The following is a 24,868-nucleotide window of genomic DNA, read 5'->3' as shown; positions in this document are numbered from 1 at the left end:
CGCCTGCGTTATGGCCCGCCATCAGCCGCGACCATCCTCCTTACATCGTCGGCAGCGGCCGACTAGTCTGCCGCACAGGGTCCACTCCATAACAACGATGCGTTCCCCGACGAACGCCACGAGGTCGCCATGTCGCGCCCCAGCCCCAGTGTCCCCGCCTGCCGGCCCGCCGGCCTGCCGCGGTTGCCCCCCGCGCATCTGCCACGCCCGCGCCTGGTCGAACGCCTGCTGGCGGGCGACTGGCGCCTGCGGGTGCTGATCGCCCCGGCGGGCTTCGGCAAGAGCGTGCTGCTCGGCGAAAGCCTGCGCCAGTTGCCCGACGCGCCGCCGCTGGCCTGGCTCGGCCTGAACGGCCAACCCGGCAGCCGCCAGGCCCTGCTCGACGGCCTGGCCGGCGCGCTCGGCCTGCCGCTGCCGAACGTCGCGCCGGAGCACCGGCTGATCGGCCAGCTCATGGGCCTGGCGCAACCGCTGTGGCTGGTCCTCGACGATTATCCCAAGCAGCCCGACCCGGGCCTCGACGCCTGCATCGAGGCCCTGCTGGCGCAACCGGGCCTGCCCCTGCGCCTGCTGGTCAGCGCCCGGCAGCGACCCGCGTGGAACCTGCCGCGCCTGCTGCTGGCCGGCGAGCTGCTGGAGCTGGATGCCCATGAATTGGCCTTCGACGCGGAGGAAACCGCGCGACTGGTCGAGCGCCTGGCACCGAACAGTTCGATCGCCGAGCGCGATGCGCTCTGGCGGGAAACCCGCGGCTGGTGCGCCGGCGTACCGCTGTCCCTGGCCGGACGCCACGCCCGGGAAGGCGCGAACGGCCCCTGCTGGCTGAAGGAATACCTCGACCACGAACTGCTCGCCCACCTCGATGGGGAGGCCCGCCAGGACCTGCTGACCCTCGCCCACCTGCCACGGGCGTCCGCCGAGTTCTGCGCGCAGCTGTGGGAAGAGCGCGACGGCGCCGCGCTGTTCGAGCGCCTGCTCCAGCACCAAGCATTCTTCCTGCCGCTGGACCGCCATGGCGTCTGGTACCGCCTGCTGCCCGCCGTGGCGCAGATGCTGCGCGCGCATGCCGCCGGCAGTGTCCCGGCCAGCCTGCACCTGCGCGCCTGCCGGCTGTTCATCGCCGCCGGGCGGGTGGAGGAAGCCATCGAACAGGCGCTCAGCGCCGGCCAGCCGGAGGTCGCCGCCACCTACCTGGAGCGCCTCGGCCAGGAATGGCTGACCGGCGAACGCCACCTCGCCCACCTGCTGGCCTGGCGCGACCGCTTTCCCGAGCATCTGCTCGACAGCAGCCCGCGCCTACTGACCCTCAACGCCTGGGCCTCGCTGCTGGCCTGGCGCCTCGACGAAGCCGAGGCCTGCCTGGACAAACTCGGACGCTTCCTGCCACGGGCCGACGGCCCCCGCACCCGGCGCCTGCTGGCCAATGCCCAGGCCCTGCGCGGCGCCCTCGGCGCACTGCGCGGCCTCTGCGCCGAAGAGGCGCAGCGGGATTGCCGACAGGCCCTGGAGCATCTCGACGACCGCGACTGGATGCCGGCCCTGCTCTGCCAGTCGGCCCTGGCCCGCATCGCCCTGGCCAGCGGCCAGCCGGAGCAGGCGCCGCTCGCCCTGAACACCGCGCGGGAGCTGGCGCGGCGGCATGGCAGCCTGCTGTTCGAAGTCTTCGTCGAACTGGACCGCATCCACCTGCTGCTGCTGCGCGGCGAGCCGGATCGCGCGCAGCACGCGATCCACAAAGGCTTCTCCTTGCTCGCCCAGCGCGAAACCCGCGACAGCCTGCTGCTCGGGCGCCTGCACCTGGCGCAGGCGGAGCTGCACCTGGCGGGGGATCGGCTCGAGGAGGCCGGCGAATCCCTGCGCCTGGGGCTCGGCCTGGCCCTGGAATGCGCCGACCCGCTGGCCTTGCTGGGCGACCTGGGCCTGGCGGAACTCGCGGCCCGGCGCGGCGCCTTCGACCAGGCCTTCGTTCACCTGGGCGAGGCCGAGCGGCGTATGCACTGTCGCCAGGTCTATCGCTTTTCCTACCAAGGCATGCTCAGCCTGCAGAGCATGCAGGTGTTCGCCCGGCAAGGCGATTGGGCACGCCTGGAGACGGTGGGTGCGCGCATCGGCCGCTACTTCGACGGCGAGCGGCCCTGGATGTCGCCCTACCACTGTCCCAGCCTCGCCCTGCGCAACCGCCTGTTGCTGGCCCGCGCGGGGATCGCCCGCGGCGACCTCGAAGCGGCCGCGACGACCCTGCGCGACCTGGCGCAACGCTGCGACGCCCTGCATTTCAAACCGCTGGCCGACGAGGCGCGCCGGGCGCTGGCGGAAGCCGACCGCCGCCGGGGCCGATCCGTCGCCGGGCCCCTGCGACAGGGCGCCCCCCACGACCTGGATCGCCTGGCCTTGCCGGGCCTCGCGTCGCCCGCGCCGGACAGCGCGGCGCAGGACCCCCAGGGCCTTCTCAGCCAACGCGAACAGGCCGTGTTGCAGCTATTGGCCGAAGGCTTTTCCAACCAGGAGATCGGCAGCTACCTGTTCATCTCGGTGAACACGGTGAAAACCCATACCAAGAAAATCAACAGCAAGCTCGGGGTCAAACGCCGCACCCAGGCGGTGATGCGCGCCAAGGTGCTGGGGTTGCTGGTGTGAAACCGGCTGGCTGCGGCCTTGTAGTAAGCGCCATGGCCGGCTACACCGCCGTCGCCCGCTGAAAACAGCTTTATTTAACTTTTACTTCAAAAACAATAACTTAATACTTAATCTGGCTGACCGGAGCCGATGCGCACTTCGTGCGCTCCTGATGAATAGCCATTCAGCTCGAGGATGAAGCCGATGCCCGCCGGAGGGCTGCGCGCAGGCATTTAGCCAGCAGATACGGGCGTCATGGCCGTTCGAAAGAACGAACAGTCATGCGATGACTTGTAGTTCCCATCCCGTCGAACTCCAGAACTTCTTGAAGGCCTTTCGGTTCGCCTGCAAAATGCCGCGCCGCCGGTATGCATTTCCGATACGGCGCGCTTTGTGCTGATCCGCCCCGCCACCCGGGCGCCGACGTAGTGCACGGGTTTACTACAACGATCACGCAGGAGATTTGCAGTGCATATTGGTGTTCCTCTCGAAACCCATGCCGGAGAGACGCGCGTCGCCGCGACTCCGGAGACGCTCAAGAAGCTGATAGGCCAAGGCCACCGGGTCACCGTACAACGGGGTGCCGGCCTCAACGCCAGCCTGCCCGACAGCGCCTACGAGGCCGTCGGCGCCAGCCTGGGCGACGCCGCCGAAGCCTTCGGCGCCGACCTGGTGCTCAAGGTGACGGCACCCGATGACGACGAACTGGCGCTGTTCAAGTCCGGCGCCGTGCTGATCGGCATGCTCAACCCGTTCAACGCCGAAATCATCGCCAAGCTGGCCGGCCGCGGCATCACCGCCTTCGCCCTCGAGGCCGCGCCGCGCACCTCCCGCGCCCAGAGCCTCGACGTGCTGTCGTCCCAGGCCAACATCGCCGGCTACAAGGCGGTCCTGCTGGCGGCCCACCACTATCCGCGCTTCATGCCGATGCTGATGACCGCCGCCGGCACCGTGAAGGCCGCGCGCATCCTCATCCTCGGCGCCGGCGTCGCCGGGCTGCAGGCCATCGCCACGGCCAAGCGCCTGGGCGCGGTGATCGAAGCCTCGGACGTACGCCCGGCGGTGAAGGAACAGATCGAGTCGCTCGGTGCCAAGTTCGTCGACGTGCCCTTCGAGACGGACGAGGAGCGCGAATGCGCCCAGGGCGTCGGCGGCTACGCGCGGCCGATGCCGGCCTCCTGGATGGAACGCCAGGCCAAGGCGGTGCACGAACGCGCCAAGCAGGCGGACATCGTCATCACCACCGCGCTGATCCCCGGCCGCAAGGCGCCGACCCTGCTCCACGAGGCCACGGTGGCGGAGATGAAGCCGGGCTCGGTGGTCATCGACCTGGCCGCCGCCCAAGGCGGCAACTGCCCGCTGACCGAAGCGGACCGGGTGGTGGTGAAACACGGCATCACCCTGGTGGGCCACACCAACCTGGCGGCGCTGGTGCCGGCGGACGCTTCGGCGCTGTACGCACGCAACCTGCTGGACTTCCTCAAGCTGGTCATCGACGGCGACGGCAAGTTCCACCTCAACCTCGAAGACGACATCGTCGCCGCGTGCCTGATGTGCCGCGACGGGCAAATCGTCCGCAAGAACGGCTAAGGGAGCACCGCACATGGAACTGATATCCCCCGGGATCTACAACCTGATCATCTTCGTGCTGGCGATCTACGTCGGCTACCACGTGGTGTGGAACGTCACCCCCGCCCTGCACACCCCCTTGATGGCGGTGACCAACGCGATTTCCGCGATCGTGATCGTCGGCGCCATGCTCGCCGCGGCCCTGACCGTCACCCCGCTGGGCAAGACCATGGGCACCCTCGCCGTGGCCCTCGCGGCGGTGAACGTGTTCGGTGGCTTCCTTGTCACCCGGCGCATGCTGGAAATGTTCAAGAAGAAGGCGCCGAAAGCCGCCGCACCCGCGGAGAAGCACTGACCATGAGCATGAACCTGATCACGCTTCTCTACCTGCTCGCCTCGGTGTGCTTCATCCAGGCGCTCAAGGGGCTGTCCCACCCGACCACTTCGCGACGGGGCAACCTGTTCGGGATGATCGGCATGACCCTCGCCGTACTCACCACCCTCGGCCTCATCTATAAGCTGGGCGCGCAATTCGCCACCGAGGGCGCCAGCGCGGCGGGCATCGGCTACGTGGTGCTCGGCCTGCTGATCGGCGGCAGCGCCGGTTCGATCATGGCCAAGCGCGTCGAAATGACCAAGATGCCGGAGCTGGTGGCGTTCATGCACAGCATGATCGGCCTGGCCGCGGTGTTCATCGCCATCGCCGCCGTGGTCGAGCCGCAATCCCTGGGCATCGTCACCCACATGGCCGACCCCATCCCGGCGGGTAATCGCCTGGAGCTGTTCCTCGGCGCGGCCATCGGTGCCATCACCTTCTCCGGGTCGGTGATCGCCTTCGGCAAGCTCTCGGGCAAGTACAGGTTCCGCCTCTTCCAGGGCGCACCGGTACAGTTCGCCGGGCAGCACATGCTCAACCTGATTGTGGGGATCGCGATCCTCGCCCTGGGCCTGGCGTTCACCTTCACCGGCAACCTGGGTGCCTTCGCCCTGCTGGTGGCGCTGGCGTTCGTCATCGGCGTGCTGATCATCATCCCCATCGGCGGCGCGGACATGCCGGTGGTGGTGTCGATGCTCAACAGCTATTCCGGCTGGGCGGCCGCGGGAATCGGCTTCTCGCTGAACAACTCGATGCTGATCATCGCCGGCTCGCTGGTGGGTTCTTCGGGCGCCATCCTGTCCTACATCATGTGCAAGGCGATGAACCGCTCGTTCTTCAACGTGATCCTCGGCGGCTTCGGCGCCCACGCCGATGCCGGCCCGGCGGCGGGCAGCCAGGAACAGCGCCCGGTGAAGTCCGGCTCTTCCGACGATGCGGCCTTCCTGCTGACCAACGCCGACAGCGTGATCATCGTGCCGGGCTACGGCCTCGCCGTGGCCCGCGCACAACATGCGCTGATGGAACTGGCGGAGAAGCTCACCCATCGCGGCGTGACCGTGAAGTACGCGATCCACCCGGTCGCCGGGCGCATGCCCGGGCACATGAACGTCCTCCTCGCCGAGGCGGAAGTGCCCTACGAGCAGGTCTTCGAGATGGAGGACATCAACGCGGAATTCGGCCAGACCGACGTGGTACTGGTGCTGGGCGCCAACGACGTGGTCAACCCGGCGGCGAAGAACGATCCCAAGTCGCCCATCGCCGGCATGCCCATCCTGGAAGCCTTCAAGGCCAAGACCGTCATCGTCAACAAGCGCTCCATGGCCAGCGGCTATGCCGGCCTGGACAACGAGCTGTTCTACCTGGACAAGACCATGATGGTGTTCGGCGACGCGAAGAAAGTGATCGAGGACATGGTCAAGGCCGTGGACTGAAGCAGCGGCTCGAACAAAACACCGGCCCAGGCCGGTGTTCTGCTTCGTGGCGGTCGCGCCTACCCAATCAGTGGAAACTGTACGGGTCGGTAACCCCAGAAAATGCACCGAAACGGTACACAAGGACGATTTGGGTAGAAAAAACGCACTCGACACGCGCAAAACCGGTACAGCTGATCCATTCGGTAACAGTACAGTTTTGAAAAACACCGCAATCACGCCGCGCAATTTTGGTCAACTGTGACTATAGAGTCTCATCCATACGGAGGATCATAGCGTCCAGTTAAACCTCACAGCCCGCCACAAGCGGAAGGAAGCGCACCATGGAACGTACCCTCAGTTCCGATCTGATCTACGAAAACAGCCTCTCCACTCGCGCCCAGGCTTCGTTGCCCCTGCGCATGCTCGCTACCCTGGTTCTGTGGCAGCGCCGCATCTTCAGCCGCCAGCAACTGGCCCGTCTGGATGCACGCCTGCTGGCCGATGCCGGTATCAGCGAAGCCCAGCGTCAAGCCGAACTGAGCAAGCCGTTCTGGCGTTAAGCGACACCTCTTCACGTAGTTCCGCACCCGTTTTCCAGCGGTGCACCGATCGAAGTCCGATCGACCTTCTTGCTCCGGCAAATGCGAAAGACCTCACCGGGTCTTTCGCTTGCTGGCCAGCAACTCCCGATACAAGCTCGCGTACTGCAAGCCCATTTCCGCCGCGGTGAACAGGTGTTCGTAGCGCTGCTCTGCGCGCGCGCCCATCGCCGAGGCCTCGGCCGGATTGTTCCAGAGGAAAGCCATCGCTTCGCGGAAGGCGTCCGGATCGCTGGGCGGCACTACCAATCCCGTCTCGCCATGGATGTTGATGTAGCTGGTGCCGGTGCCGATCTCGCTGGAAATCATCGGTTTGCCGAACATCGCGCCTTCCAGTAGCGAGATACCGAAGGCTTCCGAGCGCAGGTGCGACGGAAAAACGATCGCGCTACTCAATTTCAGCAGGGCGACCTTGTCCTCTTCCGCGATCCGCCCGAGGAACAGGACCCGGGTCAGGCCCAGCGCCGCCGCCTGGTTGCGCAACTGCTGTTCCAGCGGTCCGGCGCCGACGATCACCACCGGGTAATCGGTGCCCCGTAGCGCTTCCAGCAGAATGTGCAGCCCCTTGTAGTAGCGCATCACCCCGACGAACAGGAAGAACCGCTCGCCAACCTGCTGGCGCCAGTGCGCCAGACGATGCGCCTCGGGTGGCGGGTAACCCTCGCGGTCGATGCCGATGGGGATGATCCGCACCTTGTCGCGGTAGTGCTTGAGAACCGGGCTGGTCTCCAGGTAGTTCGGCGAGGTGGCGACGATCCGGTCGACGCTGCCGAGGAATCGATGCATCAACGGTTTGTACAGGCGCAGCAGAGCCCGCTGGCGAACGATGTCCGAGTGGTAGGTGACCACCGTCGGCTTGTCCATGCCGGTGAGGAAGTGCGCCAGGTCCATGAACGGCCAGGGGAAGTGGTAATGCACGATGTCCACCTCGGCGGCCAGTTCGCGCAGGCGGCCGGGCGCCTCGAAGGAAAACCCGGTCGAGGCGAGCTGGAAGTCGAGACGCGCGCGATGCACCTGATGGCCGTCATGGATCAGCGTCCGCGGCTCGGTCTCGGCGCTGAGGGTCAGCACGTCGCTGCGGATGCCATGGGCGGGGCTGTTCCTGCAGAGCTGGTAGATCACCTGCTCGATGCCGCCCACCGATTGCGGCAGGTAGGTCTTGAAAAAGTGCAGGACGCGCATTAACTCTCCATCGCCTGTCGGTACGCCTCGGCCGTGATCGTGGCGCAGCGTTGCCACGAAAAATCGGCCGCACGCCCCAGACCCGCTGCCCGGCAGCGTTGCCAGCCTGGTTCATCGTCGATCAGCTGGCGCATCGCATCGGCGCATCCGGCGTCGTCGTCCACCGCGAAGTAGCGACCCGCGTCCCCTGCCACCTCCGGTAGCGCCGAGCTGGACGACAATACTACAGGTGTACCGCTGGCCATGGCTTCCAATACCGGTAAGCCGAACCCCTCGTAGCGGGACGGGAACACCAGCATGCGGGCGCCGGCCAGCAACTGCGCCACCCCCTCGTCGTCCTGATACCCCAGCAGCCGCACCTGTCCATCGGCGAGGGCCGCGGGCAACGCATCGGCGAGGCTATCCAGCCCCCAGCCCGGCATCCCGGCGATCAGCAACGGGAAACGGGCGCGCACGGCGGCCGGCAGGCGCGCGTAGGCCCGCAGCGCCAGCGGCAGGTTCTTGCGCGGCTCCAAGGTGCCCACGCACAGCAGGTATTCGCCGGGCTTGACCCCGAACCGTTGCAGCGGCGCGCGCAGGCTCTCCGCTTCGCGCGGGTGGAAGCGCGGCGCGTAGCCCAGCGGCGCGACGATCACCTTGGATTCGGCGAGCCCATAGAGTTGGCGCACCTCGCGGGCGACGAACCGGGAGTCGACCAGGATCCGCTGCGCGCGCTGCACGCTGCGCTCGGCGTGACGCTGGATTTCCGCCAGGCGATCGCGCGGCTGGGTCTCCGGGAAATGCACGTGGGTGAGGTCATGCAAGGTCATCACCATCGGCCCGTCGAAGTCCAGCGGCCACAGGCTCGGCTCGTGGTAGAGCGCGATCCCGCGCTGCCGCAGGCCGGCGTCGAAGCGCCGCTGCTCCACCAGGCGGCGCAACCGATAGGCCTGCGGAACCACCTTCTTGACCAGACTGCTCCAGCGCGAATACCCCGGCATCGGCGCCTGGGGCAGCCGGTCCTGCCAGCGAAAACCGCTGAACAGGCTGACGTCCAGGTCCTCGCGCCGGGAAAGCGCGGTGGCCAGCTCGCTCAGGTAATGGCCGATGCCCGTGCGCGGCGCGCGCAGTATGGCGGCGTTAAGACCGACCGATAACGGCATGGCTGGCTACCACCGACCCATCCTCGCGCCGGCTTTCCCGCGTATGCCGCAAGACCCGCTCGATCAGTTGATTGGCGGAATCCTTCCAGGTGAGCCACGACCAGTCGGCGAAACCCGCCACCGAGGGGAACTGGCCGGTGCTTTCGAAACGACGTACCAGGCGGCACAGCGACTCGGGATCGGACAGGCCGAAGTAGGCCATGGCGTCGTCGCCGATCTCGCGGAACACCGGGATGTCGCTGGCCATCGCCGGCAGGCCGCGTTGCATGGCCTCCACCAGCGGCAGGCCGAATCCCTCGACATAGGAGGGGAACACCAGCGAACGGGCGTTGCGGTAGCAGTATTCGAGTTCGCGATCGCTGAGGTCGTTGAACATGAACAGGTGGCGGTTCAGCTCCGGGTGCTGCTTGATTCGCTCGATCAGCTTCTCGCATTTCCAGCCGACCTTGCCGACGATGCACAGCGCCACGTCCACCCCTTCGGCCCAGAGCTTGTCGAACGCGTCGAGCAGGTAGACGTGGTTCTTCCGCGGCTCGACGGTGCTGACCATCAGGTACACCGAGCGATTCTTGAACATCCGCTTCACGTCGTGGCGCACCACCGCCTTCTCGTTGATCAGGTCGAGTTCGCTGCCCAGGTGGAAGTAGTCGAACCAGCGCTCGGCGGCCACGTCGCGGCCGAGGCGCCACTGGGCTTCCTGGCGCACCTGGTCGCTGATGGTCTGGGAAATCGAGATGAAGCCGTCGGCGGTCCGCGCGATCCAGTCGAACCAGTGCTGGAACACCCGCACCAGGCCGTCGTCGCAGAACTGCGGATGGGTCAGCGGGATCAGGTCGTAGATCACCGAGACGATGGACACGCCCTGGGCCTTGAGGCGCTCGGCCACCGGGAAGAAATCCGCGTGCCAGGAGGAATCGAGCAGTACCAGCACGTCGCCCGGCAGGTATTCCATCTCGTTGGCGCGGGCCTTGTCGACGTAGCGCAGGGAAATCTGCGCCAGCGCCTTCTGCGGCAGGGCCAGCGCCAGGCTGAAGGCGCGGCAGGCCAGGCCGAGGAAGACGCGCAGGAAAGGCGAATCGTGGAACGGCCACTTGCGCTCGCGGCGCGCCTGATACTGCCAGACCCGGTGACGCAGGCGCGACAGCCGCGCGTGCTGATGGGAGAGCCAGCTTTGCAGGTTGGAGATACTGCTCTTCGACGGGCTCAGGCTGCTGACGCCATAGACCTTGTCGTTCTTCAGGATGACCGGGATACAGGGCACATCGCTATTCACCGCGTCCAGATTGTTGACGATATTGCGCACGACCCGCTGGATACCCGAGTTGTCGTTGGGGTGGTCATACACATACGTGCATTCGATCAACAGCCGCATTTCTGATTTTTTCCCCTAAAGAACCGCGATGTGTTCGGCGTCGCGCTCGATCGTCAGCTGGGAATCCAGCCAGGCGCAACCGACGAAATCGGGCTGTTTGATGTTGATGACATGAAAGACCAACGCGAAATCACGCCATTCGTAATTGGTGTCCAGGTGCGAGTCGAAGCGCGACAGGGACAGGGCGATGGAATAGTTGCCCTTGCCCAGCGCGGCGCGGAAGGCGAAGGAATAGACGATCCGCTCGCCCGCCTCGACGCGCTCCAGGGCGCGTCCCAGGCGGTGGGTGTTGATCCCGTAGATGGCCTGGCCCATGCGGTCCTTGATCATGAAGCCGAGCACCAGCCGCGGAACCGCCACCTTGGCCTCGACCGTGACCTGCAGGGTCACCTCGCTGCCCACCTCGACCACGTCGATACGCTGGCCCTGGGCGTTGACCAGGGCGATGTCGACGAAGCCCGCCTCGCCGGTGCCGGAAATCGTCCGCACCTTGCCGTTGTCCAGGCGCTCCTGGCGCACCGTCTGCTGCTCGCGTTCGGCGAGCATGGCGCTGTAGAAGTCCATGACTTCCTCGGGCGCGCCCTCCAGGGCCAGGCGGCCGTGGTCGAGCAGGATCGCCCGGTCGCAGATCGACTGGATCGCCTGCCGGTCGTGGGACACGATCAGCAGGGTGGTGCCCGCCTTGCGGAAGGCCCGGATGCGATCGAAGCTCTTGTGCTGGAAATAGGCGTCGCCCACCGACAGCGCCTCGTCGACGATCAGCACGTCCGGACGCCGCGCGGTCGCCACGCTGAACGCCAGGCGCATCTGCATGCCGCTGGAGTAGGTGCGCACCTGCTGGTCCATGTAGTCGCCGATCTCGGCGAAGGCCTCGATCTCCGGCATCAGCGCGGCGATCTCTTCCATGCTCAGGCCGAGCAGCTGGCCGGCCATGAACACGTTCTGCCGCCCGGTGAAGTCGGCGTGGAAACCCATCCCCAGTTCCAGCAGCGCGGCGACCCGCCCTTCGATGGCGATCTCCCCGCAGGTGGGCTGGGTGGTGCCGGTGATCATCTTCAACAGGGTGCTCTTGCCGGCGCCGTTGATGCCGATGATGCCCAGGGCTTCGCCGGGGCTGACGCGAAAATCGATCTGCTGCAGCACCCATTTCAGCTGATGGCGCGGCTTCGAGAACGGCAGCGACCACTCCAGCAGGCGCGCCCAGCGGGTCGGGTATTGCTTGTAGGCCTTGCCCAGGCCCTCGACACGAATGCTGCCCATCAGAGTTCATCCACCATTTCGCCGGCGCGCTTGCGGAACAGGCGCATGCCCAGCACGCAGAGCACGCAAGCGATCAGCGTGACCGGCCAGAGGCTCTCCCAATCCGGCCAGCGGCCGTAGACGAAGATCGTCTGGTAGGCGCCGATCACCGGCGTCATCGGGTTCAGCGCGATCACCGCGCGCGCCGCGTCCGGCAGGACCGACAGCGGATAGACGATGGGGGTGAACCAGAACCAGAACTGCAAAAGAATGCCGACGAACTGCCCGACGTCGCGAAAAAACACGTTGAGCACGCCGAGGATGATTCCCAAGCCAATGGAGAACAGCACCTGGATCGCCAGCACCGGCAACACCCCGAGCAGGGCCGGGCCGGGCAGCTTGCCGGTCACCAGGAGGAAGCCGAGGAACAGCGCGAAGATGATGGCGAAGTTCACCCCGGCATTGAGCACCACGATCAGCGGCAAGCAAATCCGCGGGAAGCTGAGCTTCTTGATCATGTTGGCGTTTTCTAGGAACACCGACTGGCTGCGGCCGATGATCTCGGAAAAGAACCCCCAGGTGAGCACGCCGGCGCACAGGTAGATGCTGTAGGCCAGGCCGTCGTCGACGCCGGGCAGGCGCGCCTTCATCAGCTGCGAGAAGATCACCGTGTAGACGACGATCATCGCCAGCGGATTGAGCACCATCCAGGCGCCGCCGAGCAGCGAGTTGCGGTACCGCGACTGGAACTCGCGCTTGACGCTGCCGGCGACGAAACCCCGGTAGTTCCATATCGCGCGGGCGAGGCCCACGGCCATTAAGGCACCCTGCCGTACTGGTCGTCGAAGCGGACGATGTCGTCCTCGCCGAGGTATTCGCCGCTCTGCACCTCGATCATCACCAGTTCCAGCAGGCCCGGGTTTTCCAGGCGATGCCGGTGCCCGGCGGGGATGTAGGTGGACTCGTTGACGTTGACGTAGAGGTCGCGCTCGCCATTGACCACCCGCGCCATGCCGCGCACCACCACCCAGTGCTCGCTGCGGTGATGGTGCATCTGCAAGGACAGCGAGGCGCCCGGACGCACGACGATGCGCTTGATCTTGAAGCCATTGCCCTCCTCCAGCACCGTGTAAGTGCCCCAGGGCCGGCTGACCGTGCGGTGCAGGCGATAGGCCTGGTGGTCGGCGCACTTGAGCTGCTGGACCACCTTCTTCACGTCCTGGACACGATCCGGGTGGGCGACCAGCACGGCGTCCTCGGTGTCCACCACGATCAGGTTGTCGATGCCGACGGTGGCGACCATCCGCCCCTGGCTGTGCACGTAGGTGTTGCGCGTATCGATCAGGATCGCCTCGCCGAGCACGCGGTTCTGCTGCTCGTCGGGCTCCACCAGGTCGCGCATGGCGTTCCAGGAACCGATGTCGCTCCAGTCGAAGCGGGCCGGGACCACCGCCACCTGCTCGGAGCGCTCCATCAGCGCGTAGTCGATGGAGATGTCCGGCAGCGCGGCGAAGCACTCGGCGTCCAGCTCCTGCATCAGCCACGGGCCGGACTCGACGACCGGGCTGGCCTCCAGGCAGGCCTGGGCCTGGCAGAGGATTTCCGGCGCATGGGCCTCGAGCTCGCGGATCAGGCTGCCGGCGGTGAAGCAGAACATCCCGGAATTCCACAGGTAGCGACCGCTTTCCAGGTAGTCGCGGGCGGTTTCCAGGTTCGGCTTCTCCACGAAGCGGCGCACCCGCGAGGCGTCGCCGAGATCGAGGCTCTCGCCGCATTCGATGTAGCCGAAACCGGTCTCGGGCGCCGTCGGACGGATGCCGAAGGTCACCAGGAAGCCGCGGGAGGCGACTTCGGCGGCCTCTCGGGTCGCCTGGGCGAAACCGGCGGCGTCGAGGATCAGGTGGTCCGAGGGCATCACCAGCATCACCGCTTCGGCGCCGTGCAGCGCGCGCACCGCGAGGGCGGCCACGGCGATGGCCGGTGCGGTGTTGCGCCCGCTCGGCTCCAGCAGGAAGTGCCCCCGGTGCCCGGGCAGTTGCGCGGCGAGGAACTCGTCGCGACTCTGGAAGTAGTAGTCGCGGTTGGTCACCGTGAGGATGTCGCCGCGCGGGCTGACCTGCGCCGCGCGCTGGTAGGTCTTCTGCAGCAGGCTCTGCCCGTCGGGCATCTTGAGGAACGGCTTCGGGCAGCCTTCGCGCGACACCGGCCACAGGCGAGTGCCGGCGCCGCCCGACAGAATCACGGGGACGATCATGCTCACTCCCGGCCGACGCGGCGTAGATCGGCCTCGACCATCGAGGTGATCAATTGCTCCAGGCTGGTCTTCGGCGCCCAGCCCAGGGCGGCCTTGGCCTTGGCCGGGTTGCCCAGCAACACGTCGACTTCCGCCGGGCGGAAAAACTGCGGGTCGATGACCACGTATTCCTCGTAGTCGAGGCCGACGTGGGCGAACGCGAGCTTGCACATGTCGCGGACGGTGGTGGTGACGCCGGTGGCGACCACGTAATCGTCGGCCTTCTCCTGTTGCAGCATCAGCCACATGGCCTCGACGTAATCGCCGGCGAAGCCCCAGTCGCGCTTGGCGTCGATGTTGCCCAGGCGCAGGTCTTTCTGTTTGCCGAGCTTGATCCGGGCGACTGCGTCGGTGACCTTGCGGGTGACGAACTCGATGCCGCGCAGCGGCGACTCGTGGTTGAACAGGATGCCGCTGGAGGCGTGCAGGCCGAAGCTCTCGCGGTAGTTGACGGTGATCCAGTGGCCGTACAGTTTGGCCACGCCATAGGGGCTGCGCGGGTAGAAGGGAGTCTTCTCGTCCTGGTGCTCCGCCTGGATCAGGCCGAACATTTCGCTGGTGGACGCCTGGTAGAAGCGGGTGTCGGGCTTGAACTGGCGGATCGCCTCGAGCACGTGGGTCACGCCCAAGCCATCGACCACCCCGGTGGTGACCGGTTGATCCCAGGAGGTGCCGACGAAGCTCTGCGCACCGAGGTTGTACACCTCGTCGGGATTGGACTTCAGCAGTGCGCGCTGGATCGAGCAGGCATCGGCCAGGTCGCCTTCGAGGAACTGGATATCGCCCTGGACGCCGAGCTCACGCAGCCGCCACTGGGTGTCCGAGCTCCGGCGCGCGGTCAGGCCGAATACCCGATACCCCTTTTCCAGCAGCAGCTTGGCCAGATAAGCCCCATCTTGTCCGGTGACCCCTGTCACCAACGCACTCTTCGTCATGCTCGCTTTTCCCTTGATTCCCAATCAGACAGCACTGCCTTCAAGGTTTCTTCTATTGATAGTGTCGGCTGCCAGCCGGTGACGTCGTGCAGCCGCTCGAAACTGCCGCATACCCTCCTCTGCTCGGCTCGGCGCATCCGGGCAGGATCCTGGACGATCTCCAGGTCAACCCCCGAGAGGGCGGCCATCCGTTGGATCAAATCGCGGATTATGTACTCGCGACCGGAACAAATGTTGTAAATCCCGCCATTCTCGCCTCGTTCGAGCAGGGCGAAGTAGGCCCCCAGCACGTCGCGCACGTCGAGAAAATCGCGGCTGACGTCGATGTCGCCCACCTCCAGGCGCGGCGCCTGCAAGCCCAGGCGCATCCGCGCGATCTGCTGCGCGACGCTGGGGATCACGAAGGACTCGCCCTGCCCCGCGCCGATATGGTTGAACGGCCGCGCCACCATGATTCGCCAGGGCTCGGCATAGCTCCACTGGCGGCACAGCAGTTCCGCCGCCACCTTGCTCACCCCATAGGGGTTGCGCGGGCAGGGTATCTGCTCCTCGCGTACCGGAAGCTGGTCTTCCTCGACCTTCCCGTACACGTCGCCGGAGCTTATATAAAGGAAGGTACCGGCGAACCCGCGGCGCTTGAGCGCCTGCAACAGGTTGAGGGTGCCCAGCAGGTTGATTTCCAGGGTCCTGGCCGGATCGCGGAAGGACTCGGGGACGAAGGTCTGGCCGGCGAGGTGGATCACCGCGTCGGGGCAGGTTTCACCCAGCGCGGCATCCAGCGAATCGGGCTGCAACAGGTCGTAGCGCGCCTGCGCGTCGATCAGGCGCCAGCCGCGGTCGTCCTCGTCGAGGAAGCGCTGCAGGCTGCGCCCAACGAAACCCGTGAGGCCGGTGACGAAGAGAGACTTTTTCAAGGTCGAGATTCCGCCTGAACTTGGCTGTTATGGGTGGCTTTTGAGCCGAAAAATGAAGAAATCCCACGGACCGACGCGAGTGGCTGAGGATTCAAACCCAGCCGCACTCAAACGTCCATCATCAAATCGCCCTATCGATGAGCCAGGCGACCAACGCACCCGTCAGGATGCCGGCGGCGATTTCCAGACGGGAATGACCCATGCGCTCGCGTAGAAGTTCAGTCGCGGCCCCGGTGGCGGCGTTCAGCCGGTTGATCGCCTCGGCATGGCGCCCGACTTGGCGGCGCAGGCTGTTGGCGTCGAGCATGACGATGAACGCCAGGGTCACCGCCACGCCGAACGCCGGATGGGCGATGCCCTCCTTGAGCGCGATCAGCGTCGCCATGCAACTGACGATGGCGCTGTGATTGCTCGGCAGGCCGCCGTAGCCGATCAGGCCGAACGCCAGGCGACGCGCCTTGAGGCTGTTGATCGCGAACTTGCAGCAGCCGGCCACCAGCCAGGCGGCGAAGGGTGCGATCAGGTAGGAAAGGTCCATTCAATTTCCCCGGGGAAGAGCGAAGCCACGCGAGCGAGCCGGAGGTTCCGGGCCGCCGGCATCGGCGAGGCGAGATCAGTCGAAGGTCAGGATTCCGGCTCAGTGGGGCCAGATCGCCCAGGCGCTCACCCCGACCCACAGCGTCACGGTCAGCAGCAGTTGCCAGTCGCTGAGCAGCGCGTCGGTGGGCGATTCGCCGCCGCCGTGGGACTCCACCACGAACCAGTAGCGGAACAGGCCGTACAGCACCAAGGGCACGGTGATGACCATTTCCGGCCGCGCCGAGATGACGAACAGGCTGTAGAACAGCAGCGCGCCGGTGGCCGACATCTCCGCATAGCGGTCGATCAGCGCCGGCGTGTACTGGCGTAGCACCTCGCGGCCTTCGCTGCCGCTGCTCGCCAGCTCCTGGCGCCGCTTGACCGCGGCCAGGTAGAGCGCCAGGCACAGGGTGGTGACGAACATCCAGGACGATACCGGCACTTCCAGGGCCATGGCGCCGGCGTAGACGCGCAGGACGAAACCGATGGCGATGGTGAAGATGTCCAGCACCGGCTGGTGCTTGAGCACGAAGGTATAGGCCAGGTTGAGCAGCATGTAGCCGAGGATCACCAGGATCACCGAGGGCGCGAAGAACCAGGCGGCGACCAGCACCGCATAAAGCAGCACCAGCAGGACCAGGGCTTGCAGGGGGGTGACCAGACCGGACGCCAACGGGCGGGTGCGCGACTTCTTCGGATGCCGGCGGTCGCGCTCGATGTCGTGCAGGTCGTTGACGATGTAGGTGGCCGAGGAGGCCACGCAGAACAGCAGGGTGGCGAGCAGCACGCGCTGGATCGAGCCGCTCTGGAGGAACTCGCCGGTGAACAGCAAAGGGGCGAAAACGAAACCGTTCTTCACCCATTGCCGAGGACGCATCAGGGTCAAGAGCCCTTTCAACTGAGCTAGAGACGAACGTCGCTCTACGGTAGCATGCATGCCGATTTAGCTCCTGCCATGGCTGTCTTGAATCTATGAAGTTGACTTTTATCTACGCGCTGCTCGCGGTGGTCGCCACCGCGGCGAACATCGGCGCGCAGGATCTGCTGGTGCGCGTATACGACGGACATTACGCGGTGGCGCTTTCCGTGGCGTTCGGTACGGGCGTGGGGCTCATTGTCAAATATGTGCTCGATAAGCGCTATATCTTTCGTTTTCGGGCGAAGAACGCCGTACATGACGGCCAGACCTTCATTCTTTATGCCCTCATGGGCCTGATCACCACGGTGATCTTCTGGGGCTTCGAATTCGGCTTCGACCATCTGTTCCAGACCAAGGAGATGCGCTACGTCGGTGCCGTCATCGGCCTGGCCATCGGCTACGTGGCCAAGTACGCCCTGGACAAGCGCTTCGTGTTCCGCCAGGGGGCCGCATGATGCCTATCCACGGATGGGGACGCTACCCCTCGGTCGACGCCCGGTTGGATACGCCCCTGACCGCCTCGCGCCTGAAGGCGCTGGTCACCGGCGCGGAGTCCCTGATTCCCCGCGGGATGGGTCGCAGCTACGGCGACAGCGCCCTGGCCGGTCACATCCTGAGCACCCGCGCCCTGCACCACCTGCTCGCCTTCGACGAGAGCAGCGGCCTGTTGTGCTGCGAGGCGGGAGCGACCCTGGCGGAACTGCTCGAGGTGTTCGTCCCGCGCGGCTGGTTCCTGCCCGTCACCCCGGGCACCAAGTTCGTCTCGGTGGGCGGCGCCATCGCCAGCGACGTGCACGGCAAGAACCACCACCTCGACGGGTGCTTCAGCGCCTTCGTCGAGAGCCTCGACCTGCTGCTGGCCGACGGCAGCCGGGTGAGCTGTTCGCGCAGCGAGCGTTCCGAGCTGTTCCACGCCACCTGCGGCGGCATGGGCCTGACCGGGGTGATCCTCGCCGCCAGCCTGCGCCTGCGTCGGGTGGAAAGCGCCTACATCCACCAGACCACCTACAAGGCGGAGAACCTGGAAGCCGCCCTGGACCTCTTCGAGGCGCACCACGCCGACACCTACTCGGTGGCCTGGATCGACTGCCTGGCCTCGGGCCCGGCACTCGGACGCTCGTTGCTGATGGTCGGCGACCACGCCCGCGACCGCGACCTGCGGCTGCCGCGTCAACGCACCCTGAGCGTGCCCTTCGACACACCGGCGGCGTTGCTCAACCGCCACTCGGTGCAGGCGTTCAACGCGCTGTACTACAACCGCGTGCGCCACGCCGTGTCGCAGCAACGGGTGAGCTACGACAGCTTCTTCTACCCCCTCGACGGCATCCACCACTGGAACCGCCTGTACGGCCGCAAGGGTTTCCTGCAGTACCAGTTCGTCATTCCCAAGTCGGCCGGTATCGAAGGCCTGCGCAGTATCCTCGGGCGGATCGCCGAATCCCGCCGCGGGTCCTTCCTCGCGGTGCTCAAGGCCTTCGGCCCGGCCAACGACAACCTGCTGTCGTTCCCCCTGGAGGGCTACACCCTGGCCCTGGACTTCAAGTGGGAAGCGGGCCTGTTCGCCCTGCTCGACGAACTGGACGAGCGGGTCCTGGAACAGGGCGGCCGCCTCTACCTGGCCAAGGACGCCCGGATGAGCGAAGCGACCTTCAAACGCAGCTATCCCCTCTGGGAACGCCTGCAAACCGTGCGCGAGCAATACGGCGCCCGCGGCACCTTCAATTCCCTGCAAGCCCGGCGACTGGGGCTGGAATAACGCCATGAACGAACAACGCATCCTCATCGTCGGCGCCACCTCGGCGATCGCCGAGGCCACCGCCCGGCTGTTCGCCGCCCAGGGCCACAGCCTGTACCTGCTGGCGCGCAATCGCGAACGCCTGGAAAGCCTCGCCGCCGACCTGCGGGTACGCGGCGCCGCCCGGGTCTTCCACGCGCCCTTCGAGGCCAACGACTTCGCCGCCCACGCCGGGCTGCTGGAACAGGTCAAGGCCGACCTCGGCGGGCTCGACCGGGTGCTGGTGGCCCACGGCACCCTGGGCGACCAGAAAGCCTGCGAACAGAGCGTCGAGTTGACGTTGCAGGAGCTCAATACCAACGCCCTCAGCGTAATCGCCCTGCTGACCCTGCTGGCCAACCACTTCGAAGCGCAGCGCCACGGCTGCATCGCGGTGATCGGCTCGGTGGCCGGCGACCGCGGGCGCCAGTCCAACTACGTCTACGGCACCGCCAAGGGCGCCCTGGCCATCTTCCTCCAGGGCCTGCGCAACCGCCTGAGCAAGAGCCACGTGCAGGTGCTCACCATCAAGCCGGGCTTCGTCGATACGCCGATGACCGCCGCCTTCCCCAAAGGCCCGCTGTGGGCCAGCCCGGAGAAGATCGCCGCGGACATCGAGCGGGCCATCGGCGGCAAGCGCAACCAGCTCTACACGCCGTTCTTCTGGTGGCCGATCATGGCCATCATCAAGAGCGTCCCGGAAGCGATCTTCAAGCGGCTGTCCCTCTGATGAGAGCGCTCCACCGCGGTATCGGCCTGGCGCTGATACTGCTCCTGGCGTTCGTCCTCCTCCACGTCGCCGCGCCGCGCCTCCAGCAGGAATTCCACCCGGACGGCGACTTCGCCGCGGACATGCTGCTGGTCAACGCGCTGCACGAGGACGGCTTCCTGCTCAAGGGCCATTACTCGCGCTTCGGCTTCAACCACCCGGGCCCGGTGTTCCTCTATGCTAACGCGCTGTTCGAGCCGGTCGGCGCGCTGTTCGGCCTGCCCCGCGCGAATGCCTGGCTGCTCTCGGCGCTGATGGTCAACCTGGGCTTCATGCTGCTGCTCGCCTGGATGCTGCCGCGGCTGTTCGGCCGGCGCTTCTCGCTGGCGGCGCTCGCCGCGGTGATCCCGCTGGCGCTGCTGCTCGGCGAACAGTTCCTGCAATTCTGGATGCCCTACCGGCTGATCCTGCCTTTCGCGGCCTTCTACCTGTCGGCGCTGCTGGTGCTGCGCGAGGGGCTGCGCTTCCTGCCGCTGGCCACCGCCCTGGCCTGCGTGCTGATCCACGGCTACGTGACCATGCCGCTCTTCACCCTGCCCCTGCTCGGCCTGGTCACGCTGCTGCACCTGTGGCCGCGGTGGCCGCTGCGGCGGGCCGACTGCCGCTGGCTCGGCCTGGCCGCGCTGATCGCCGCGCTGTTCGCCGCGCCGCTGCTGATCGACCTGGCGATCGCCCCCCAGCCCAACCTGCTGCGCATCCTCCGCGCCAGCCACGCGGTGTCCGCCCAGCCCCACGCCGGGGCGCTGGAGAGCCTGCGCTTCACCCTGTCCTACTGGAAGCTCGCCCTGCCGCTGCTGCTGCCCAGCCTGCTGGTATTCCTCGCCCTCGGCATGGGCCAATGGCGCGCGCAGCGACGCCTGGTCGGCCAGGTGGCCTGGACCGCCGGGGCGACCACGCTGGTGTTCCTGCTGTATCACATCACCGCGCCGAAGCCGCTCTACGACTTCATGGGCATGTACTACCTGGCGATCCCCGCGATGCTCGCCAGCCTGGCGCTCTACGCCAGCCTTTGCAGCCTGGCCACGGGCCCGGCGAGGACAGTGGCGGCCGTCCTCGCGGCCGGCGCCTGCCTCCTGGCGCTGTGGCAGCGGCCCGCCGCGCCGCTGGACCCGCGCCTGGACATTCCCAAGCTCGGCGATGCCCTGGCCCAACGCTACGGCACGCGCTTCGCCCTCGACTACTCCACCCACAACCAGCAGCTCTGGGGCCTGGTCGAGGGGGTGCTGCTCTACCTCAAGGATCGCGGCGTCCAGGCGTGCGTCACGCGGCCGGAGCTGGACTTCATGTACACCGCCAACGCCACCTGCGCGGGGGCGGCCCAGGTGCTCATCAGCGACCGCGATGACTGCGATGACTGCCAATACCGCGACGCACTGTTCGGCTTTCGCGACGCGCCCCTGAGCCAGGTCGGCAAGGTCCAGCACTTCGCCGCCTGCAACTTACCGCGCCTGCCCTCGACCCGCAGCGAAGGCGCCTGCGACGCGGTCGCCGAGACCCCGGGCTTCGTCACCTTCGGCCCCTATGTGCGGCTGTCGCCCGGGCGCTACCGGTTCGAGCTGGATTACTCGGCCGCCGGCGCCGGCGGCATCGGCGGCTGGGACATCGCCATCGCGAAAGGCACACGGATACTCGGTCAGGGCCCGCTGGACGGCACCGCGGGACGTCCGGCGCAGGCCAGCGGCGAGTTCAGCCTGGACGCGCCCGCCGAGGCGGAAATCCGCACCCGCCTGGACCTCCCCGTGCGGATCGCCGTGCATGCGCTGCGCCTCGTCCGCCTCTGAGGCCGATCGCGGCCCCCCGGCCAGCGCCGCCGCGGGGCGGCCCCTGCCCGCGCGGCGCTTCGAGGCCCTGGACGGCTTGCGCGGCATCGCGGCGATCGCCGTGGCGCTGTTCCACTGGCTGTTGAGCTTCAATGGCTACCTGGCGGTGGATTTCTTCCTGGTGCTGAGCGGCTTCATCCTCGCCCACCGTTACCTGTACGGCGCGAACCGGCCGTCGGCCACGGGTTTCACGCTCGCCCGGCTGGGCCGCCTCTATCCGCTGCACCTGTACGGCCTGCTGAGCTACGCCCTGGTCTACACCTGGCTGGCCGGGGACATCCCGCGCTACCCGGACGGCACCCTGTTCACCCTGCTGCAACAACTGACCCTGACCCATAACATCGGGCTGAATCCCCACGGCCAGACCTGGAACGCGCCCGGCTGGTCGATCTCCGTGGAGTTCTGGCTGAACCTGGCGTTCTTCGCCTGCATCGGCCGGCGCACCCCGGGGCCGCTCCTGCTGTTGATCAGCGTCGCCTGCCTGGTGCTGGTGGGCAACCTCACCGGCCACCTCGACACCACCTACCAGAACTATTTCCGGGTGGCCAACTCGGGGCTGCTGCGCGGCTGGGCGTCGTTCCTGCTGGGTGTCCTGGCCTACCGTGCCTACCTCGGCCTGCGCGGGCGGCGGCTGCCGTCGGGGGCGCTGGCGCTGGTCCAGGTGCTGGCGCTGGCGATGGCGGTGGCGCTGTTCTTCCCGCGCCCGCTGGCGTTGCGTCCGCTGGAGCTGTTCGCGCCGCCGCTGTTCGCCCTGCTGGTGCTGGCCTACGCCTTCCAGGGGACCTACCCCGCCCGGCTGCTGGGTCGCCTGGAAGGCCTGGGGACGATTTCCTATTCGCTGTACCTGAATCAGCTGGTCGTGCTGATGCTGGTGGACAGCGGCCTGAGCGCGCCCTTCGGCTACAGCCACTGGGCGCTCACTCCGGTCTACCTGCTGGCGCTGCTGGCCTATTCGGCACTGACCTACCGCTACCTGGAAACGCCCGGCAAACGCCTGTTCGCGCGCGGCGCCCGGTACCTGCGCGGCGCGCCGCCCTCAGCCTGAGCGCGGCCCGCGCAGCGGCACGATCCGGCAACCGCTGTCCAGGCCCTGGCGCGGATAGCCGTCCCAGTCGAAGGCGTACAGGTAGGCCGGGAACAGCGAACTGTCGCAGAGCACCCGATAGTCCGGCTCGCGTGCCGGGAACACCTGGGTGGCGCTGTGGGCGGTGAGGGTCCAGGCGCTGCCGGTCCGGGCGAAATCCTCCAGGAAGAAGGGTTCGACACCGCTGTAGCCGAAGGACACGGTGCTGCCCGGCGGCAGGCCGGCGATGAAGGCCCGGACCTTGTCGAGCTCCGCCGGCGCGAGGAAATCGCGCTGGAACAGCGCCTTTCGCGGCCACAGCGGCGCGAACTCCGCCGTCGGCGTCCAGGCATAGCCAGCCTCCGCCACCAGCGACAGCGCCAGCGCTCCCGCCAGCACGCCCTTGCCCAGGCGCCCGCCGGCCGGCGGCAGGCTCGCCAGGGCACCCAGGGCACACAGCCAGAAGCCGAACACCAGGCCGAAGCGGTACCACATGTTGTGGCCGTTCAACGCCAGCATGGCGAAGGCGGCCCCGTGCAGGATCAGGATCGCCGCGGGCGGGAAGCCCCGCGCTCGGATCATCGTCAGCAGCGCCCAGCCCAGCAGGGCGCCCACCATCAGCCAGCCCCAGGGACCGTCCATGCTCTGGAAGGCCAGCTTGAAGCCGAACTGGAAGCGCATGTCCTCGATGAAACCGTCCAGGTGCGCGACCACGAACGCCCCGTAGCCGGCCAGGCACAGCGCCGTGAACGCCAGCGCTATGGCATCCGAGCGGCGCATCCGCGGCCAGCGTCGCGCCGCCAGCGAGGCGCCCAGCCAGAGGGCGTAGGGCACCAGGAAATACACCGCGTTGAAATGCACCAGCCCGCCCAGCAATACCGCGCTGAGGCCCAGCCAGGGCCGGCCGCGCAGCAGCGCCAGCAGGGAGCCCAGGAACAGCAGGGTGTAGAGGGCCTCCATGCGCGCCAGGTTGGAAATCGCCAGGGCGTAGGGCGAGGTGAAGGCCAGCGCCGTCAGCGCCGCCGCCCAGAAACGCCGGCGCCCCGCGAACTGCCCGGCGACGATGGCCAGCGCCAGGGCGAAGGCGCCCAGGTAGAGCAGGCAGGAAACCCCGCGGGCCAGCTCGAAGCTGTAGCCGAACACCCGGAAGACCGCCGCCTGCACCAGCATCAGGCCGGGCGGCATCCACATCAGCGGGCGCTCGGCGTTCAGGCCGTATACGTAGAAGCTGCCGCTGTGGGCGAACTCGAACGCCTGGGAGACGAAGGCGGTTTCATCGTTCCACGGGATCGGGAATTCGAAGCCCAGGCACAGGCGCACCAGCGCCACCGCGGCGAGCACCGGCAAGGCCCACCACCAGGCCGGATCGAAGCGCCCGGCCCCCGTTCGCATACCGTCCATGGCTCAGAACGGCTTGCGCGCGATGATCGCCTGGCTCTTCGGCATCGCCTGGTCCAGCGCGCGCTTGATCCGCGGGCCGTCGGGCAACGACAGCAGAGTGTTCCAGGTCCGCGTCCAGTTCTCCAGCAAGGGGTGCCAGGGCGGCGACAGGTCCTGCTTGCAGGCCCAGAAGAAGAACCACCAGACCGACCAGTAGAAGCCATAGGCGGCGCGCCGCTCGATCACCAGGCCGGCGTCGAGCACCAGGCGCTCGAACTCGTCGCGCCCGAACACGCGGATATGGTTGGGCTTCTCGAAGTAGGCCGGCGGCGCCAGGTCCCGCTGCACGCTCTCGCCGAGGGGATCGGGCACGGTGAGCAGGAACAGCGCGCCGGGTTTCGCCACGCGCACCAGTTCGGCCATGAAGCGCTGCGGGTCGTCGACGTGCTCCAGCACCTCCATGGCGATGATCTTGTTGACCCGTGCGTCCGGCAGCGGCAGCGGGTCGGCGTCGGTGACCAGGGGCAACACCGCCCGCGCCGGCGACTGGCGCAGCAGCGTTTCGACGGCGGCCACCTTGGCCGCGTCGATGTCGGCGAAGATCACCTCGGCGCCGCGCCCGGCGCAGAACTGGGCGAAGGGGCCGTCGCCGCAGCCGATGTCCAGCACGCTGTCCTCGGCCTGGATCGGAAAGCCCTCGAACAGCTCGCCGCTGTCGCGGTGGAACCAGCCGCTCAGGTAGGCGTCGGTCAGGGTCGGGTCGTCCGGCAAGGCCTCGGCCTCCGGCGCGGCGACGCTCGGCGCGGGGGCCTCGGTCACGGCCGGGGCTGGCTCGACCGGCGCCGGCAAGGGCTCCGGAACGGACGCCGGGGAACGGAACAGGGTTCTGAGAAGATGCAGCATGATCTAGAC

22 protein-coding genes are annotated in these 24,868 nt (G+C 67.2%); 10 read left to right on the top strand and 12 right to left on the bottom strand.

The window, feature by feature from the left end:
• Positions 1 to 129: 129 nt before the first annotated feature.
• The 5 genes from OGL92_RS20490 to OGL92_RS20470 all read left to right on the top strand — a co-directional run bounded on the left by OGL92_RS20490 (position 130) and on the right by OGL92_RS20470 (position 6,536).
• Positions 130 to 2,637 (top strand): LuxR C-terminal-related transcriptional regulator, encoded by a 2,508-nt coding sequence (locus OGL92_RS20490; RefSeq protein ID WP_263147324.1) that lies wholly within the window; start codon positions 130 to 132, stop codon positions 2,635 to 2,637.
• Between the two features lie 447 nt (positions 2,638 to 3,084).
• A complete protein-coding gene (locus OGL92_RS20485) occupies positions 3,085 to 4,206 on the top strand; it encodes a Re/Si-specific NAD(P)(+) transhydrogenase subunit alpha (RefSeq protein ID WP_263147322.1) in 1,122 nt (373 codons plus the stop codon).
• Between the two features lie 13 nt (positions 4,207 to 4,219).
• Positions 4,220 to 4,540, top strand: a complete 321-nt coding sequence (locus OGL92_RS20480) for an NAD(P) transhydrogenase subunit alpha (RefSeq protein WP_263147320.1) — start codon at positions 4,220 to 4,222, stop codon at positions 4,538 to 4,540.
• A 2-nt stretch (positions 4,541 to 4,542) separates the two neighbouring features.
• The gene (locus OGL92_RS20475) at positions 4,543 to 5,994 is read left to right on the top strand and encodes an NAD(P)(+) transhydrogenase (Re/Si-specific) subunit beta (protein ID WP_263147317.1); all 1,452 of its coding nucleotides are present in this window, start codon (positions 4,543 to 4,545) and stop codon (positions 5,992 to 5,994) included.
• 323 nt (positions 5,995 to 6,317) lie between these two features.
• A complete protein-coding gene (locus OGL92_RS20470; protein ID WP_263147316.1) occupies positions 6,318 to 6,536 on the top strand; it encodes a DUF1127 domain-containing protein in 219 nt (72 codons plus the stop codon).
• 93 nt (positions 6,537 to 6,629) lie between these two features.
• On the opposite strand, the gene OGL92_RS20465 is transcribed toward OGL92_RS20470, so the two are convergent.
• The 10 genes from OGL92_RS20465 to OGL92_RS20420 form a co-directional block, all read right to left on the bottom strand.
• Entirely contained in the window at positions 6,630 to 7,757 is a 1,128-nt protein-coding gene (locus OGL92_RS20465) for a glycosyltransferase family 4 protein (RefSeq protein WP_263147314.1), read from the bottom strand.
• Complete coding sequence (locus OGL92_RS20460) at positions 7,757 to 8,899, bottom strand: glycosyltransferase family 1 protein (protein ID WP_263147310.1); 1,143 nt, start codon at positions 8,897 to 8,899, stop codon at positions 7,757 to 7,759. The genes OGL92_RS20465 and OGL92_RS20460 overlap by 1 nt, the downstream gene beginning before the upstream one ends.
• Positions 8,877 to 10,271 carry a glycosyltransferase family 1 protein gene (locus OGL92_RS20455; protein ID WP_263147309.1) on the bottom strand — a complete coding sequence of 465 codons (1,395 nt, stop codon included), beginning with the start codon at positions 10,269 to 10,271 and terminating at the stop codon, positions 8,877 to 8,879. The genes OGL92_RS20460 and OGL92_RS20455 overlap by 23 nt, the downstream gene beginning before the upstream one ends.
• A gap of 15 nt (positions 10,272 to 10,286) precedes the next feature.
• Positions 10,287 to 11,531: an ABC transporter ATP-binding protein gene (locus OGL92_RS20450; RefSeq protein ID WP_263147306.1), complete on the bottom strand. Its 1,245-nt coding sequence runs from the start codon at positions 11,529 to 11,531 to the stop codon at positions 10,287 to 10,289.
• Entirely contained in the window at positions 11,531 to 12,328 is a 798-nt protein-coding gene (locus tag OGL92_RS20445) for an ABC transporter permease (protein WP_263147303.1), read from the bottom strand. Before OGL92_RS20445 ends, OGL92_RS20450 begins: the two co-directional genes overlap by 1 nt.
• Complete coding sequence (locus OGL92_RS20440; RefSeq protein WP_263147301.1) at positions 12,328 to 13,764, bottom strand: mannose-1-phosphate guanylyltransferase/mannose-6-phosphate isomerase; 1,437 nt, start codon at positions 13,762 to 13,764, stop codon at positions 12,328 to 12,330. The genes OGL92_RS20445 and OGL92_RS20440 overlap by 1 nt, the downstream gene beginning before the upstream one ends.
• A 2-nt stretch (positions 13,765 to 13,766) precedes the next feature.
• Positions 13,767 to 14,738, bottom strand: a complete 972-nt coding sequence (locus OGL92_RS20435) for a GDP-mannose 4,6-dehydratase (protein ID WP_263147298.1) — start codon at positions 14,736 to 14,738, stop codon at positions 13,767 to 13,769.
• On the bottom strand, positions 14,735 to 15,652 hold the full coding sequence (locus OGL92_RS20430) for a GDP-mannose 4,6-dehydratase (RefSeq protein WP_263147297.1): 918 nt from the start codon (positions 15,650 to 15,652) through the stop codon (positions 14,735 to 14,737). The genes OGL92_RS20435 and OGL92_RS20430 overlap by 4 nt, the downstream gene beginning before the upstream one ends.
• A gap of 121 nt (positions 15,653 to 15,773) precedes the next feature.
• The gene (locus tag OGL92_RS20425) at positions 15,774 to 16,190 is read right to left on the bottom strand and encodes a divergent PAP2 family protein (protein ID WP_263147295.1); all 417 of its coding nucleotides are present in this window, start codon (positions 16,188 to 16,190) and stop codon (positions 15,774 to 15,776) included.
• Between the two features lie 99 nt (positions 16,191 to 16,289).
• Positions 16,290 to 17,168: a decaprenyl-phosphate phosphoribosyltransferase gene (locus OGL92_RS20420; protein WP_263147293.1), complete on the bottom strand. Its 879-nt coding sequence runs from the start codon at positions 17,166 to 17,168 to the stop codon at positions 16,290 to 16,292.
• A gap of 35 nt (positions 17,169 to 17,203) precedes the next feature.
• On the opposite strand from OGL92_RS20420, the gene OGL92_RS20415 reads away from it, so the two are divergent.
• Genes OGL92_RS20415 through OGL92_RS20395 form a run of 5 tightly spaced genes read left to right on the top strand, consistent with a single transcriptional unit; the run spans position 17,204 to position 22,558 of the window.
• Positions 17,204 to 17,605 (top strand): GtrA family protein, encoded by a 402-nt coding sequence (locus OGL92_RS20415; protein ID WP_263147291.1) that lies wholly within the window; start codon positions 17,204 to 17,206, stop codon positions 17,603 to 17,605.
• Positions 17,605 to 18,906: an FAD-binding oxidoreductase gene (locus OGL92_RS20410; RefSeq protein ID WP_263147288.1), complete on the top strand. Its 1,302-nt coding sequence runs from the start codon at positions 17,605 to 17,607 to the stop codon at positions 18,904 to 18,906. The genes OGL92_RS20415 and OGL92_RS20410 overlap by 1 nt, the downstream gene beginning before the upstream one ends.
• 4 nt (positions 18,907 to 18,910) lie before the next feature.
• Entirely contained in the window at positions 18,911 to 19,654 is a 744-nt protein-coding gene (locus OGL92_RS20405; protein WP_263147286.1) for an SDR family oxidoreductase, read from the top strand.
• Entirely contained in the window at positions 19,654 to 21,474 is a 1,821-nt protein-coding gene (locus tag OGL92_RS20400; RefSeq protein WP_263147284.1) for a hypothetical protein, read from the top strand. Before OGL92_RS20405 ends, OGL92_RS20400 begins: the two co-directional genes overlap by 1 nt.
• On the top strand, positions 21,449 to 22,558 hold the full coding sequence (locus OGL92_RS20395) for an acyltransferase (protein ID WP_263147281.1): 1,110 nt from the start codon (positions 21,449 to 21,451) through the stop codon (positions 22,556 to 22,558). Before OGL92_RS20400 ends, OGL92_RS20395 begins: the two co-directional genes overlap by 26 nt.
• Here OGL92_RS20395 and OGL92_RS20390 read toward each other — a convergent pair.
• Both OGL92_RS20390 and OGL92_RS20385 read right to left on the bottom strand, forming a co-directional pair.
• Positions 22,550 to 23,968, bottom strand: coding sequence for a hypothetical protein (locus OGL92_RS20390; protein ID WP_263147279.1), 1,419 nt, complete (start codon positions 23,966 to 23,968; stop codon positions 22,550 to 22,552). The genes OGL92_RS20395 and OGL92_RS20390 overlap by 9 nt on opposite strands.
• A gap of 12 nt (positions 23,969 to 23,980) precedes the next feature.
• On the bottom strand, positions 23,981 to 24,859 hold the full coding sequence (locus tag OGL92_RS20385) for a methyltransferase domain-containing protein (RefSeq protein WP_263147278.1): 879 nt from the start codon (positions 24,857 to 24,859) through the stop codon (positions 23,981 to 23,983).
• Positions 24,860 to 24,868 lie beyond the last annotated feature (9 nt).

Source organism: Pseudomonas sp. RIT-PI-AD (assembly GCF_025642785.1).
In the GTDB taxonomy this organism is placed as follows: Bacteria; Pseudomonadota; Gammaproteobacteria; order Pseudomonadales; family Pseudomonadaceae; genus Pseudomonas_T.
This window is presented reverse-complemented; position numbering and strand designations above follow the sequence as displayed.

Bases quoted from the DNA above. Each gene is read 5' to 3' on its own strand.
- OGL92_RS20450 (WP_263147306.1), bottom strand. From the start codon at position 11,531: ATGGGCAGCATTCGTGTCGAGGGCCTGGGCAAGGCCTACAAGCAATAC.
- OGL92_RS20475 (WP_263147317.1), top strand. From the start codon at position 4,543: ATGAGCATGAACCTGATCACGCTTCTCTACCTGCTCGCCTCGGTGTGC.
- OGL92_RS20435 (WP_263147298.1), bottom strand. From the start codon at position 14,738: ATGACGAAGAGTGCGTTGGTGACAGGGGTCACCGGACAAGATGGGGCT.
- OGL92_RS20390 (WP_263147279.1), bottom strand. From the start codon at position 23,968: ATGCGAACGGGGGCCGGGCGCTTCGATCCGGCCTGGTGGTGGGCCTTG.
- OGL92_RS20460 (WP_263147310.1), bottom strand. From the start codon at position 8,899: ATGCCGTTATCGGTCGGTCTTAACGCCGCCATACTGCGCGCGCCGCGC.
- OGL92_RS20395 (WP_263147281.1), top strand. From the start codon at position 21,449: ATGCGCTGCGCCTCGTCCGCCTCTGAGGCCGATCGCGGCCCCCCGGCC.
- OGL92_RS20405 (WP_263147286.1), top strand. From the start codon at position 18,911: ATGAACGAACAACGCATCCTCATCGTCGGCGCCACCTCGGCGATCGCC.
- OGL92_RS20465 (WP_263147314.1), bottom strand. From the start codon at position 7,757: ATGCGCGTCCTGCACTTTTTCAAGACCTACCTGCCGCAATCGGTGGGC.
- OGL92_RS20445 (WP_263147303.1), bottom strand. From the start codon at position 12,328: ATGGCCGTGGGCCTCGCCCGCGCGATATGGAACTACCGGGGTTTCGTC.
- OGL92_RS20425 (WP_263147295.1), bottom strand. From the start codon at position 16,190: ATGGACCTTTCCTACCTGATCGCACCCTTCGCCGCCTGGCTGGTGGCC.
- OGL92_RS20490 (WP_263147324.1), top strand. From the start codon at position 130: ATGTCGCGCCCCAGCCCCAGTGTCCCCGCCTGCCGGCCCGCCGGCCTG.
- OGL92_RS20420 (WP_263147293.1), bottom strand. From the start codon at position 17,168: ATGCATGCTACCGTAGAGCGACGTTCGTCTCTAGCTCAGTTGAAAGGG.
- OGL92_RS20415 (WP_263147291.1), top strand. From the start codon at position 17,204: ATGAAGTTGACTTTTATCTACGCGCTGCTCGCGGTGGTCGCCACCGCG.
- OGL92_RS20410 (WP_263147288.1), top strand. From the start codon at position 17,605: ATGCCTATCCACGGATGGGGACGCTACCCCTCGGTCGACGCCCGGTTG.
- OGL92_RS20400 (WP_263147284.1), top strand. From the start codon at position 19,654: ATGAGAGCGCTCCACCGCGGTATCGGCCTGGCGCTGATACTGCTCCTG.
- OGL92_RS20440 (WP_263147301.1), bottom strand. From the start codon at position 13,764: ATGATCGTCCCCGTGATTCTGTCGGGCGGCGCCGGCACTCGCCTGTGG.
- OGL92_RS20455 (WP_263147309.1), bottom strand. From the start codon at position 10,271: ATGCGGCTGTTGATCGAATGCACGTATGTGTATGACCACCCCAACGAC.
- OGL92_RS20470 (WP_263147316.1), top strand. From the start codon at position 6,318: ATGGAACGTACCCTCAGTTCCGATCTGATCTACGAAAACAGCCTCTCC.
- OGL92_RS20480 (WP_263147320.1), top strand. From the start codon at position 4,220: ATGGAACTGATATCCCCCGGGATCTACAACCTGATCATCTTCGTGCTG.
- OGL92_RS20385 (WP_263147278.1), bottom strand. From the start codon at position 24,859: ATGCTGCATCTTCTCAGAACCCTGTTCCGTTCCCCGGCGTCCGTTCCG.